10 protein-coding genes are annotated in these 13792 nt (G+C 71.5%); 7 read left to right on the top strand and 3 right to left on the bottom strand.

What is annotated here, in order from left to right; all coding sequences use genetic code 11:
- From KCH87_RS25635 to KCH87_RS25610, 6 genes are all read left to right on the top strand, one after another.
- Window positions 1–936 (top strand): zinc-binding alcohol dehydrogenase family protein, encoded by a 936-nt coding sequence (locus KCH87_RS25635; RefSeq protein WP_210588591.1) that lies wholly within the window; start codon window positions 1–3, stop codon window positions 934–936.
- A 63-nt stretch (window positions 937–999) separates the two neighbouring features.
- Window positions 1000–1872, top strand: coding sequence for an alpha/beta fold hydrolase (locus tag KCH87_RS25630; protein WP_210588590.1), 873 nt, complete (start codon window positions 1000–1002; stop codon window positions 1870–1872).
- Window positions 1873–1882: 10 nt separating this feature from the next.
- Window positions 1883–4174: a CoA transferase gene (locus KCH87_RS25625; protein WP_210588589.1), complete on the top strand. Its 2292-nt coding sequence runs from the start codon at window positions 1883–1885 to the stop codon at window positions 4172–4174.
- The gene (locus tag KCH87_RS25620; RefSeq protein ID WP_210588588.1) at window positions 4171–5670 is read left to right on the top strand and encodes an AMP-binding protein; all 1500 of its coding nucleotides are present in this window, start codon (window positions 4171–4173) and stop codon (window positions 5668–5670) included. Before KCH87_RS25625 ends, KCH87_RS25620 begins: the two co-directional genes overlap by 4 nt.
- A gap of 62 nt (window positions 5671–5732) precedes the next feature.
- On the top strand, window positions 5733–6794 hold the full coding sequence (locus tag KCH87_RS25615; RefSeq protein WP_210588587.1) for an LLM class flavin-dependent oxidoreductase: 1062 nt from the start codon (window positions 5733–5735) through the stop codon (window positions 6792–6794).
- Window positions 6791–7585, top strand: a complete 795-nt coding sequence (locus KCH87_RS25610) for an alpha/beta fold hydrolase (RefSeq protein ID WP_210588586.1) — start codon at window positions 6791–6793, stop codon at window positions 7583–7585. The genes KCH87_RS25615 and KCH87_RS25610 overlap by 4 nt, the downstream gene beginning before the upstream one ends.
- A gap of 23 nt (window positions 7586–7608) precedes the next feature.
- Here the strand turns inward: KCH87_RS25610 and KCH87_RS25605 are convergent, their stop codons facing one another.
- Window positions 7609–9183 (bottom strand): AbgT family transporter, encoded by a 1575-nt coding sequence (locus KCH87_RS25605; RefSeq protein ID WP_210588585.1) that lies wholly within the window; start codon window positions 9181–9183, stop codon window positions 7609–7611.
- Window positions 9183–10472, bottom strand: coding sequence for an amidohydrolase family protein (locus KCH87_RS25600; protein ID WP_210588584.1), 1290 nt, complete (start codon window positions 10470–10472; stop codon window positions 9183–9185). The genes KCH87_RS25605 and KCH87_RS25600 overlap by 1 nt, the downstream gene beginning before the upstream one ends.
- A 198-nt stretch (window positions 10473–10670) precedes the next feature.
- On the opposite strand from KCH87_RS25600, the gene KCH87_RS25595 reads away from it, so the two are divergent.
- Window positions 10671–11720, top strand: a complete 1050-nt coding sequence (locus KCH87_RS25595) for an Lrp/AsnC family transcriptional regulator (RefSeq protein ID WP_308298909.1) — start codon at window positions 10671–10673, stop codon at window positions 11718–11720.
- A gap of 94 nt (window positions 11721–11814) precedes the next feature.
- Here KCH87_RS25595 and KCH87_RS25590 read toward each other — a convergent pair whose 3' ends face one another.
- A complete protein-coding gene (locus tag KCH87_RS25590; RefSeq protein WP_210588582.1) occupies window positions 11815–13629 on the bottom strand; it encodes an ABC transporter ATP-binding protein in 1815 nt (604 codons plus the stop codon).
- Between the last annotated feature and the right edge of the window lie 163 nt (window positions 13630–13792).

The raw sequence follows: 13792 nt of genomic DNA, 5'->3' as shown, positions 1-13792 counted from the left end.
ATGGCCCTGGTTCTGGAACGGTTCGGCTCCCTCCCCCGGCCGGTCGAGCGGCCCGAGCCCGCGCCCCGCCCCGGCCACACGCTCGTACGGATGCTGGCGGCGCAGGTCGGTCACCTCGATCTCAACATCGTGGACGGCAGGTTCGGGATCCTCCCCGACCTCCCCGTGGTGCCGGGCACCAACGGCAGCGGAACCGTCCTGGCCTCGGACACCCACCCCGAGGGCAGCCTGGTCAGGGTCAACGGCAAGGGGGTGGGGCTGCGGCGGGACGGCTGCTGGGCCGAGCACGCCGTGGTACCGGACGCGGCCGTGACGCCGGTGCCGGAGGGCACGGATCCGGCCCTGGCGTGCGGTTTCTTCTCTCCGGCCGGCACGGCGTGGGCGGCCGTGCACTCCGTCGCCGCCGTACGGCCGGGAGAGCGGGTTCTGGTGACCGGGGCGGCGGGCGCGGTGGGCGCCCTGACGGTGCAGGTCGCCGCCCGGGCCGGGGCCGAAGTGGTCGGCGTGGTCGGCCGTCCGGCCAAGCTGGGCCATGTCCCCGCGCCCGCCAAGGCCGTGCTGGCGGGCGAGTTGTCCCCGGAGACGGTGGGCGGGCAGGTCGACGCGCTCATCGACACCGTCGGCGGCCCGGTGCTGCGGGATGCCCTCGACCTGGTGCGCCCGCGCGGCCGTGCCGCTCTCGTCGGCTACACCGCCGGGCGCGAGTTCGGCGTGGACCTCGCGGACTTCCTGCTGGCCGACGTGGCGTTGCTGCCCGTGAACCTGATGACGCGCGGCAGGGAGGTGGCCGAGGACGCCGAACGGCTGCTGGCGGAACTGAGCACGGGCGAGCTGACCCTGCCGATCGAGCGGCACTCCCCCGACCGGCTCGCCGAGGCGGTGACACGGCTGCGCACCGGGGAGGCCCTCGGCAAGGTCGTCCTGGTTCTCGCCTGAACGGGCCCGCTGAGCGGACCGGTTCACTTGGGCGGACACCGCAGCCCCCGGACGATCGGAGACATGGATCTCATGGACATTCAGGCCCCGCCGCAGGGCGCCTACGCGGAGGCGGACGGCGTCAAGTACCACTACATCGAGCTGGGCGACAGCCTGGGCAGCCCCACCGTCTTCCTGCACGGCGGCGGCCCCGGCTGCACCGGCTGGTCGGACTTCGGTCAGGTGGCGCCGCTGTTCGCCGCGGACCGCCGGTGCTTCCTGGTCGACATCCTCCAGTACGGCAAGTCCGCGAAGCCCGTCATCGAGGGCCCCATGTGGGACTACCACGCCGCCAAGACCGTGGCCCTGCTGGACTCCCTCGGCGTGGAGCGCGCCGACTTCGTCTGCAACTCCTGGGGCGGGACCATCGCGCTCAACCTGGCCGCCAAGTACCCGGAGCGCGTACGGTCGTTGGTGATCACCGGCAGCATGCCCGTGTTCTACGGTCCCCTCGCCCCGCTGCCCGAAGGCGGGCGCCGCGGACGCAACGCCCGTGACATCTACTACGGCGGCACCGGCCCGTCCCCGCAGAAGATGCGGGAGCTGATCGCCCGGCTGGAGTGGTACGACGCGGACGCCGTCCCCGAGGGCACCGTGACCCTGCGCCACGAGCAGAGCCTCGACCCCGAGGAGACCGCGCTCGCCGGCGCGTCGGACAACCCCCGCGGCGACTGGCAGGACCTGACCGCCGAACTCGGCCGCATCACCGCGCCGGTGCTCTTCCTGTGGGGCATGTACGACGCTTTCCTCACCCCCGACTATCCGCTGATGCTGGCGCGCATGATCCCGCGGGGGAACCTGCATGTGATGAGCGAGGCGTCCCATCACCCGCAGGAGGAACGGCCGTACGACTACCACGCCACCGTGACGGGCTTTCTGCATCAGCACCACGGCTGACGGAGGACATGTGAGTGCGTCAACGCCCCGAGTCGTCGAACTGACCAGCCCCTTCACCCGCTTCGCGGGCCGCCTGCTGGTCGGTCTCGGCTACGAGGTCGTGCTGGTCGAGCCCCCGCAGGGCGACCCCGGCCGCCACGAGACCGACGGGCACGCCTTCGCGCACTGGCACGCCGGCAAGCGCTCGGTGACCGTACAGGACGCCTCCGGGCTGCGCCGGTTGTTGGCGGGTGCGGACGCCGTGCTCGACGGCACGGCCGAAGGGGTGGAGGCGGAGGGGCTCGACCATCTCGTGCACGTCCGAGTCACCCCGTTCGGGCTCGTCGGCCCGCGCAGCTGCTGGCAGGGCAGCGATCTCGTGGTGGCCGCCACGGGCGGGATGCTCGCGCAGGTCGGCGACCCGGACGGCCCGCCGCTGCACCTGCCCGAGACCCAGGCCGAACACCTCGCCGGCGTGAACGCGGCGATCGCCGTCCTGCTGGGACTGCGGGCGCGGCGCCGGGGCCCGGGACAGCTGATCGACGTCTCCGCGCAGGCGTGCGTCGCGGCCGCGCTGGAGGCGGGCACCCTCGCCTATCTCCACGAGGACCGGGTGCCGCCGCGTCCGGGCCGCGTGCATCCCCTGGTCCCGCACGGGCTGTTCCGGGCCGCCGACGGATTCCTCGGCGGCGGGCTCGGCGGCAGCCCCCGGATGTGGGACGCGCTGCTGGAGTGGCTGCGCGAGGACGGCGCGGAGGCCGATCTCGGCGAGCCGAGGTGGCAGGACCCCGTGGAGCGCAAGACACACCAGGAGTACGTCTTCAAGGTCGTCCAGGATTTCATGGGCACCTGGCCGAAGGCCGAGTTCGCGGAGCGGGCCCAGGCCAGGAAGCTGCCCTGGGCCGCCGTGGACCTGCCGCACGAATTGCCGGACAACCCGCAGCTGGCCGCCCGGGACTTCTTCACGGAGGTGGACGGCCGAACCGACCTCGGCTTCCCCTTCGCCTTCCCGGAGGGCCGCAGGGTCACCTCCCTCACGGTGCCCGCCGCCGGCGCCGACCAAGGGCTGCTCGACGAACCCCGCACGGTGCGACCGGTCCCGCCCGGCTCCCCCGCCGTCCCCGCCCTGGACGGCGTACGGGTCCTGGATCTGACCTGGGTGCTGGCCGGCCCGTACTGCACCAAGGTCCTCGCCGACCACGGAGCCGACGTCATCAAGGTCGAGTCGGTCCGGCGCCCCGACCCCACCCGGTTCGCGCCCTTCATGCACCTCTCGCGCGGCCCGCACACAGACCCGAACACCAACGGCTACTTCAACGAGGTCAACCGCAACAAGCGCAGCATCGCGCTGGACACGCGGACCGAGGAAGGCGTGGCGGTGTTGCGCGAGCTCATCGCGTCCTGCGACGTCCTCGTGGAGAACTTCAGCGCCACGGTCATGAAGAAGCTCGGCCTCGGCTACGAGACGCTGCGCGAGCTCAACCCCGGTCTCGTCTACGTCAGCATGTCGGGCATGGGCCACACCGGCCCGCGGGCCGGCTGGGTGTCGTACGCGGACACGGTCTCGGCCGCCGGCGGACTGACCGGGCTCACGGGCTGGGGACCGGACGACGTGGTCGGCGTCATCTACGGCCACGGCGACATCGTCGCGGGGCTCCAGGGTGCGCTGGCCACGGTCGCCGCACTGGAGCACCGGGCCGGGACCGGCCGCGGACAGCACATCGACCTGTCCCAACTGGAGGCGATCGCCTCCCACATGGGGACGAGTCTGCTCACGCCGCCGCGGTCGCCGATCGGCAACGCTCATCCGGAGTGGAGCCCACAGGGCGTGTACCGGAGCCTGGGCAGGGACCGCTGGCTGGCCGTCAGCGTCCGCTCGGACGAGGAGTGGGCCCGCCTGTGCGAGGTCGTCGGACACCTCGAACTGGCCTCCGATGAACGGCTGTTGACGGCGGACGGGCGCAGGAGCGAGAGCGCCCTGATCGACGGCGTGCTCGGTGCGTGGGCGCGCACCCTGCCCGCCGACGTCGCCGCCGAGCTGTTGCAGGAGCGCGGGATACCCGCCGGAGCGGTCCAGGACGGGCGCGAACTCGTCGAGCACGACCCGCAGTTGAGAGCGCGCGGCTTCTACGTCCGAGTGGAGCATCCGGCCGCCGGGCCCTTCCTCCAGGAGGGCGTGCCCATCCGGCTGACCCGCACACCGGGCGGGATCCGCAGGCCCGCGCCGCTCCTCGGTGCCGACACCGAGGAGGTGCTGCGCGAGGTGGCGAGCATCCCGCCCGAGCGGCTACGACAACTGCGCGAGGCAGGCGTGCTGCAGTGAGCGTGACGGTGCCGGAGCTCGTCGACCGGGCGGCCGAGAAGTACGGCGACCGGGTCTTCCTGCGTCTGGGCGACACCACACGGACGTACGCCCAGACGCGCGAGGCCACGGCCACCATGGCGGGGGCGCTCGCGGCACACGGCTGCCGGCCGGGCGACCGGATCGCGGCCCTGCTCTCCAACCGGACCGAACTCGTCGACCTGATCCTCGGCTGCGCCTGGCTCGGCGCGGTCGTGGTTCCGCTGAACACCGCCCTGCGCGGACAGTCCCTGCGGCATGTGCTGCACGATGCTCGGCCCCAATTCCTGTATGCCGAGGCCGAGTTGGCCCAGCGTGCGGTCGAGGCGGGGCACCGTGGCGTCGTCTGGGTGGCAGACGGGACCGACGCGCCCAAGCCTGGTGTCACGGCTCCGCTTCCGCCCGCCCGGCCGCGCCCCGAGGACACCGCCGCCGTCCTCTTCACCTCGGGCACGACCGGGACGTCACGCGGAGTGCGGTGCCCGCAGGCGCAGTTCGCGTGGTGGGGCCGCAATGTCGCGGACGCCCTGCGCCTCACCGCCGACGACACGCTCCACACCTGTCTGCCCCTGTTCCACACCAACGCCCTCAACACCTTGGCGCACGCCATGACGGTGGGCGCGAGCTGCACCGTCGGCGGGCGGTTCTCCGCCTCGCGGTACTGGTCGCAGGTGGCGGACGCCGAGGCCACGGTCGTCTACCTGCTCGGCGCGATGGTGCCCATGCTGCTGGCACAGCCGCCGGGGCCGTACGACCGCACCCACTCGGTGCGGCGCGGCCTCTCGCCGGCGACGCCGGCCGCCGCGTGGGAGGCCTTCCGGAGCCGTTTCGGTGTCACCCTCGTCGACGGCTTCGGCTCCACGGAGACGAACCTCGTCATCGGGTCGACGCCAGAGGAGTACCGGCCCGGACACATCGGCACGCTGCGCCCGGGATTCTCCACGCAGGTGGTCGACGAGGCCCTGGCCCCGGTCCCGGACGGAACGCCCGGCGAACTCCTCGTCCGTAGCCACCAGTTGTACGCCTTCTCGACCGGCTACCTCGACGAGCCGCCGCAGCCGTCCGACTCCTGGCGCCGGACCGGTGACCGCGTGGTCCGCGAACCCGACGGCTGGTTCCGCTTCGTCGACCGCGTGAAGGACGTCATCCGCCGCAGGGGCGAGAACATCTCCTCCCGCGAGGTGGAGTCGGCCGTCCGCTCCCATCCGGCGGTCGCGGAGGCCGCCGCGTTCCCGGTGGCCTCCGAACTGGCCGAGGACGAGGTGATGGTCGCGGTGGTGGTACGGCCGGGCGGCGTGCTGGATCCGGCCGACCTGACCCGGCACTGCGCGGCTGAGTTGCCCGCGTTCGCGGTGCCCCGGTACATCGAGACGGTCCCGGCCCTGCCGCTCACGGAGACCGGCAAGGTCCGCAAGGCCGCCCTGCGCGAACAGGGTGTGACCGCCCGTACCTGGGACCGCACGACGGCAAGGCCCTGATGTCCCGTTCACCGGACCATTTCCGTGGGCCGGCCATTCAGCCGTGCCTACGCTCCACGCCCATGAACGGTCCCGAACACATCCCCCTGCGGGTCGGGGTACGCGTACCGCCCTGCGACCGAGCCGACCGGGTACTCGAAACCGTACGCCGAGCAGAGGAGTTGGGCTTCGACGACGTCTGGTTCCCCGACTCCCAGTTGCTGTGGCGGGACGTGTTCACCACGCTGACCGTCGCGGCGCTGGGCACCGAGCGGATCGGGCTCGGCACCGCCGTCACCAACCTGGCGACCCGGCACCCGGCCGTCGTCGCGTCGGCGGCGCGCAGCGTGGCGGAGCTGGCACCCGGCAGATTCACCCTCGGCCTCGGCGTGGGCAACAGCTCGGTGGGGCCCGTCGGTCTGCGGCAGACCACCTCGGCGGCGATGCGTGCCGGGCTGAGCATGGTGCGGGCGCTGCTGGACGGCGAGGAGTGGGACTTCGACGGCAGGGCCGTGTCCCGGCTGCGTGATCCCCGCCCCGAGGTGCCGCTGCACCTGGCCGCGAGCGGGCCGAAGAACCTGCGGCTCGCGGGTGAGATCGCCGACGGGGTGATCCTGCTCAGCGGCGTCTCACCCAGGACGCTGGACAGCGCCACCGCGCGCGTACGCGAAGGCGCCGAGGCCGCGGGGCGTACGGCGGAGGACCTCCCGCTGACCGTCTCCGCGTTCTGCGCCGTGACGGACGACATCGAGGCCGAGGCCCGGCTGCTCAAGCCCATCTGCGCCTCGATCGCGCAGAACGGCGGTGCGCCCTTCCTCGCCCTCGCGGGGATCGACGTCGACGTTCCCTCGTCCGTCGAGGGCGTCTACCCGGATCTCGTGCACGCCGAGGACTGGCAGGCCGCCGTGGACATCTGCTCGGCCTGGATCAGCGACGAGGCGACTGTCCGGTTCGCCGAGGAGTTCTGCCTGCTGGGCACCGCCGAGCACATCACGTCGCGGCTTCGTGCCCTCGCCTCCGCCGGAGTCACGGGGGTGTTCCTCCAGCACGTCGGCTCCTACGACCCACCGACCGAACTGATCGAGGCGGTCGGCTCGCACGTACTCCCGGCGCTCCAGGTCCCAGAGAAGGCAGGCAACCGATGACGACCACTCTCCACAAGGGCTACGCGCCCAGCCCCTTCGGGCAGTTGCACTACGTCGAATGCGGCACCGGCGAGCCCGTGCTGATGCTTCATCAGACCCCCCGCTCGTGGACCGAGTACCTCGACGTGCTGCCGCTGGTCGGCGCCGAGCGGCGGGCCATCGCCATGGACACCCTGGGCTTCGGCGCCTCCGCGAAACCCGAGGGCCCGCACGCGATCGAGCAGTTCGCCGACGCCGCCGACGCTCTCATCGAGGCGCTGGGACTGGAGCGCTTCCACCTCGTAGGGCACCACACCGGCGGCGTGATCGCGGTGGAGCTCGCGGCCCGCCATCAGGACCGGGTCGCCAGTCTGCTGCTGTCCGCCACACCGTTCATCGACGAGGAGAAGCGGCGCACCGCCGGCGAGCGCAAGCAGATCGATCACGTCGTCCCCCAGCCCGACGGCTCGCACCTGGCCGAGCTGTGGAACCGTCGCCGCGACTTCTACCGGCACGGCGAGGAAGCGGCCCTGAACCGCTTCATGGTGGACGCCCTGACGGTGCTGGACCGGGTCGAGGAGGGCCACGAGGCGGTGCGGCGTTACACGATGGACCAGCGTCTGCCGTACGTCACCGCCCCCACCCTCGCCGTCTGCGCCCCCGGCGACCACTACTCCCTGCCCGGGCTGGACAAGTTCGCCGCCGCGCTCGGCTGTGAGACCCGGGTGCTGTCCGGCGGTCATGTCCCCGTCCCGGAGCAACTGCCCGAGGAGTTCGCCAAGGTGGTCCTGGAATGGACGACGCGGGGCTGACGCGCGGCAGCCCCGCGTACGACTCACTTGATGCCGATGTCCGCACCGGGTCCGAGCGGCAGGTCGAAGCCGTAGAAGATGCCCAGGATCGCCAGCCAGACCAGCATGAACGGCACCACGAAGACGGCGAGCCGCGAGATGAGCGTCCCCAGGCGGGCCTCCGGCTCGTACTGCCGGAGCATCGCCAGGATCAGGAAGACGTACGGATTCATCGGCGTGATGACTCCGGTCGCGGAGTCCCCGATACGGAAGGCGGCCTGGGTGAGCGCCGGGCTCATGCCCATCAGCATGAACGCGGGGACGAAGACCGGGCCGACCAGGGACCACAGGGCCGAGCCGGAGAGGATGAACAGATTGAGGCAGGAGACCAGCAGGACGAACACGAGGATCGCCCAGAAGCCCGTCACGCCCATCGAGTTGAACAGCGAGGCGCTCTTCACGGCCAGCAGCACCCCGACGTTCGACCAGGTGAACAGCGCGATGACCTGGGCCGCGACGAACATCATCACGATGTAGCCGGACATGCTCTTCACCGAGTCGGACACGGCCGTCGCCACGTCCTCGGCGCCGGTGAGCTTCTTCACGGTGAAGCCGTACGTCAGCCCTGCCAGCAGAAAGGCGAAGAAGAGCACCGGGACGATGCCCGTGAGCACCGGCGAGGGCACGAAGGCGCCGCCCTCGCCGCGCAGGGGAGCCCCGGGCGGCAGCCAGAGGGCCAGCACCCCGCCCAGGTAGAGGAGCACGACGAGCCCCGAGACGAGCAGCCCGCGACGCTGGATGGGCGTGATGGTGAGGTCCTGCTCCTCGGGCTCGTCCGCGCCGCCCTCGTAGGTGCCGAGACGCGGTTCGAGGACGCGGCTGATGAGGAATCCGCCCATCGCCGCGAGCACGACGCTGCTGGCGGCGGTGAAGAAGTAGTTGATGAGCAGATGGATGTGGAGTCCGTCGGCGGCCGGGAGCACGGAGGCCGCCTGCTGGGTGATGCCGACGTACAGCGCGTCGAGCGAGCCGATGGTGAACCCGGCGGCGTAGCCCGCGGTGACACAGGCGAAGCCGCCGATGAGGCCCGCGACCGGATGGCGTCCGGCGCTCTTGAAGACCAGGGCCGCCAGCGGCGGCAGCACGATGGCAGCGACGTCGCTCATCATGTGCGCCTGGCTGGCGATGAGTGCCACCGCGTACGGCAGCGCGGCGCGCGGCACCCTGGCGAGCGTGGCCCGCATCAGGGTCTCCAGCAGCCCGGTCTTCTCCGCGAGCCCGACCACCATGATCAGCACCAGCACGGCGCCGATCGGCGGGAACGTGGCGAAGTTGACGACGAGGTTCTCCACCAGCCAGCGCACCCCGTCGCCGCTGAACAGGCCGGTGATCTGCTTGTTCTCGTCGGTTCCGGGGACGGCCACGGAAACGCCCGCCCACTCCAGGGCCGAGGAGACGACGGCCAGGAGCAGGAAGAGCGCGGCGAACAGGACGATCGGGTTGGGCAGCGCGTTGCCCGCCCGCTCTATGAGTCCGAGTACCCGGTCCAGGCCGCTCGGGCGGCCCTTGTTGTCGGGGGACTTGCTGTCGTTGGCTGGGAGGTCGGTCAGTGAGGACATCAGGGCTGCCTTCCGGTCCGGGCCGCTGGGAGAAGGAGGTCCTTGCGTACGACGCCGTCCTGGACGACGCACACGATGCGGGCGGGATCGCCGAGGACGCCGATGTCGGTGAGCGGATCGCCGTCGCAGAGGATCAGGTCGGCGGTGCGGCCGGCGGTCAGGGTGCCCAGCCGGTCGGCCACGCCGAGGAGTTCGGCGGAGCTGCGGGTGCCGGCGACGATGGCGGCCATCGGGTCCATGCCGAGGTCGACCAGGTAGCTGAGCTCCATCAGGTTGACGCCGTGCGGTCCGACGGCGGCGTCGGTGCCGAGCGCGATCCGGGCACCGTACTCGATGGCGCCGGCGATGTTCTCCTTGGTGAGGCCGGACCAGCGGACCTTCTTCTGGTAGTGGTAGTCCGGCATCGTGTCCTTGTTGATACCGGCGTATACGGTCGACAGCGTCGGGACGACGAAAGTACCGCGCTCCCCCGCCATGTCCAGGGCCCGCTCGTCGAGCCCGTAGCCGTGCTCGATGCTGGTCACACCGCCGCGGATCGCGTTCAGGATGCCGGCGTTGCCCTGGGCGTGGGCGGCGACGGGCTTGCCGCCGTGGCGCTGGGCCTCGTCCACGACGGCCCGGATCTCGTCCTCCAGCAGGCCCTCGTCGTCGGGCTGGTCGTAGGGGCTGCCCATGCCGCCGGTGGCGCAGATCTTCACCAGGTCGGCGCCCTCGCGCAACACTCGGCGCACGGCCAGCCGGGCCTGGTCCGCCGTGTCGGCGATCTCGGACATCCCGGCGCTCAGGTCGGTGCCGTCGGGCAGCCGTACGTCGGCGTGACCGCCGGTGTGGCTGATGATCCGTACGGCCGTGTGCAGCCTGGGGCCCACGATCCGGCCGGTCTCGACGGCCGTGCGGTAGCCCGCCGACAGACCGCCCAGGTCACGGGCGCTGGTGATGCCCGCATCCAGGGTCTGGCGCAGCCGGGCGGCAGTGTCCAGAGTGACCAGCACAGGGTCCAGTTCCGCACGACGGCCGGGCGGCGAGCCCTGGGCGTAGGCGAGGTGGACGTGGCAGTCGAAGAAACCGGGCAGCACACTGCGGCCGCCGGCGTCGATCACGCGGACCGGGGAAGCATCCTTCTCAGTCGCCGGTGCCTGGGTGGCGGCTCCGGCGTAGGTGATGGTTCCCTCGGCGTCGACGATGACGACGGCGTCATCCACCGGGGACGAGCCGGTGCCGTCGATGAGCCGTGCGTGGTGGATGCGCAGGGCGGTCCGGGGGGTGTCGTGCGAGGTGGCAAGCGGCATCGGGCGCTGTCACTCCTCTGAAGTCGGAAAACAGTCGGGAACGGGAGAATGGAGTGTGGGATGCGCCGGAAAACTCCGTGTCACCCTGCAGTTTTCAGACCTGATTCCCCAGGTGCGCGCAGAGAAGTGCCGCCCAGGGGTGTGCAGGATTGTGCCGTCGGCTCCCCGGCTTCCGCGGCCGCGGAAGCCGGGGAGCCGGTGGAACTCGACGAGCTGGATCGCGCCGTCGTGCACGCCCTGCAGATCCACCCGAGGGCCCCGTGGACGCTGGTCGGTGAGGTGCTCGGCGTGAACCCGGTCACCGCCGCACGCCGTTGGCACCGGCTCACCGAGGCGGGTCTGGCCTGGGTGACCGCCTATCCGCGGCTGTCCTCCCGGTCCGTGGTGACCGCCGTGGTCGAGGTGGACACCGAGCCCGGCGTCGCGGAGGACGTGGCCCGGACGCTCGCGGCGGATCCCGCCTTCACGAACATCAAACTCACCGCGGGTGGCCGGGACGTCGTGGCCTCCCTGATCACCCGGAGTCTCGACGAGCTGGCCGGCCTCACCACCACGTTGTTCCAGCGGACGCCCGGCGTGCGGGCGACCCGTACGAATGTGTCGACCGGCCTGCCGACGGAGGGCAGCCGGTGGCGGCTGCGCAGCCTGGACGCCGCCCAGAGCGCCCGCATCGAGGCGGCGCTGCCGCCGACCTGCCGCCCTTCGCTCACGGCGGAGGCCGGCTGGGACGACCTCGACGAACGGCTGCTGGAGCTGTTGAGCACGGACGGCCGGATGTCCCTGCGCGATCTGGCGGCGTCGACCGACACGAGCCTGACGACCGTGCGCCGCAGAGTCCAGTCGCTGCTCGCCTCACGACTGAGCCTGCGCTGCGACCTGGCCCGGCCGCTGTCCGGCTGGCCGCTGTCCGCCGTGTACTTCGCCTCCGTGCCGGGCCTCCATGTGGAAGAGACCAGCCGCGCGCTGTCCCGGGTGCACGAGGTCCGCTCCTGCGCGATCACCGCGGGACCGCACAACCTGGTGATCGACGTATGGCTCCGCACCCTGCACGACGTGCACGCCTTCGAGGCCCACCTGTCACGGCAGCTGCCCCGCCTCACCATCGACGACCGCTCGGTGGTCCTGCGTACGGTCAAGCACATGGGACGGCTGCTGGACCGGGACGGCCGGTGCATCGGGGTCGTACCCATCCGGCATCCCCAGGTGCCGGCCCAGGGTGAAGTCGGGTGCGCAACCGCGCCCCGATAGGGGCGCGGGGCTGTATCAACATGCGGCTCCGCCGCGTGGGCGCGACCAGCCTCCACCGGCCCGCGCAAGACGAACCGCATATCCAGCGGAGCGCTCAGTGCACGTCGGCCCCCGCGGGCGTGTCGTCGAGGAAACCGCCCGACTGGTGCTGCCACAGCTTCGCGTACGCGCCGTCCGCCGAGAGCAGTTCCTGGTGCGTGCCCTGCTCGACGATCTGTCCGCGCTCCAGGACGACGAGCTGGTCCATGGTGGCGACCGTGCTCAGCCGGTGCGCCACGACCAGCGCCGTCCGCCCCTCCATGAGCCGCCACAACGCCTCCTGGACGAGGATCTCGCTCTCGGAGTCCAGGGCACTGGTCGCCTCGTCGAGCAGCAGGATCGGCGCGTCGCGCAGGATCGCCCGGGCGAGGGCGACCCGCTGGCGCTGTCCGCCGGACAGCTTGATCCCGCGCTCGCCCACCATGGTGTCGAAGCCGTGCGGCAGCGCGTCGGCGAACTCCGTGACGTGCGCCGCCTCGGCCGCGCGGCGGATCTCGGCGTCGGTGGCGTCCGGCCGGGCGAACGCGATGTTGTCCCGCAGCGTGCGATGGAACATCGCCGGATCCTGCGGCACGTAGGCCATCAGACCGCGCAGGTCGGCCTGACGCAGCCTGCTGATGTCCTGGCCCCCGATCAGGATCCGGCCGGCGTCGATGTCGGTCATCCGCAGCAGCAGTCGGGTGAGCGTGGTCTTGCCGCCGCCCGACCGGCCGACGAGCCCGATCCTGGTTCCGCTGGGCACGGCCAGGTCGAGGCCCTCGAAGAGCGGCTCCGCGCCCCCGTGGGCGAAGGTCACCCGCTCGAAGCGGACGTCGGCCGTGCTGGGCAGCAGCGGTTCGGGAGCGACCGGGTCGAGTACGGTCGGCGGTACCAGCAGCAGTTCGGTGAACTGCGAGGCCTCCGTCATCGAGCTCTCCAGGCGGCGGTAGATCTGGTTGAACTCGAACATGATCCGCGTCGCGTTCGTGTAGTACGTGAAGGCCACCACGACCGCCTCCACGCCGTGCCCGCCCCCGGCGAGGGTGACCGCGATCAGCAGGCCCAGCGCGTTGGTCAGCACGGACATCGGTGCGACCAGCGTGTCGATGCGCAGATTGCCGTAGTCCCAGGACCGCAGTGTGAGCCGCCGGGACTGGGCGACCCGGGACCGGTGCTCGGCGGCCTCGCGTTCCTCCGCGGCGAACGCCCGGACCGTGTCCATGTTCATCAGGCTGTCGGCGACATGGCCCGACACCCGGGCGATCGCCGCCTCGCGCTGATCGACGAGGGCCTGGCGACGGCGGATGAGAGGCAGCACGCACAACGCGGTCAGCGCGATCATCGCCAACAGCCCCAGGACGAGCAGTGGTTCGTAGCGCCACAGCACGACCGCCCCGAACAGCAGCGGCACGAGGCTGGCCACCACCTGGAACGTCAGCGTGTCGACGAAATCCTCGAACCGCGAGGCGAAGCTCAGGACCCGCTTGGTCAGCGCCCCGGCGAAGTTGTCGTGGAAGAACGCCGCGTCCTTCGCGAACAGCTCGTCCATGCCGATCACGTACAACTGCTCGACGCTGCGGGCGGCAAGGCGGTTCAGGCAGTGCAGGCCGATACGCCACAGCGCCTCCGCGAGCAGCAGGACGCCGGCGAAGCCGAGGACGTAGGGCAGCGTCGTGCCGAGGGAAATACCTGCGTCGGCGGCGATCCGGCCGACGAGTTTCGCGACGATCAGCGGAGCGATGTAGTTGATGCCGATGTTGCCCAGCGCCGGCAGCAGCATCGCGGGCAGCGTCAGCCACCGCAGCCGGGACAACTCCCGTCCGTAGTAGCGAAGAGCGAGAAGCACCGAGCCCTTGGCCCGGGGTAACTCACGCGATTCAGGCGATTCCATCCCAACCCCGTGGTGTCGTACGGCAGCCCGCCATGTGCTCTGTAAGGAGAGGTCGTTGCCTCGATGTCCGTGCAGGCACGGGCAGGGCAGAAGCCGTAGTGTCCCGCGACCGCGCGGGCGGAGTCCAAGCGTTTTCCCGTCGGCGGCGGGCCCCCGGGCAGTT

This window comes from Streptomyces sp. GESEQ-35, assembly GCF_017948485.1.
Lineage (GTDB): Bacteria > Actinomycetota > Actinomycetes > Streptomycetales > Streptomycetaceae > Streptomyces.
This window is presented reverse-complemented; position numbering and strand designations above follow the sequence as displayed.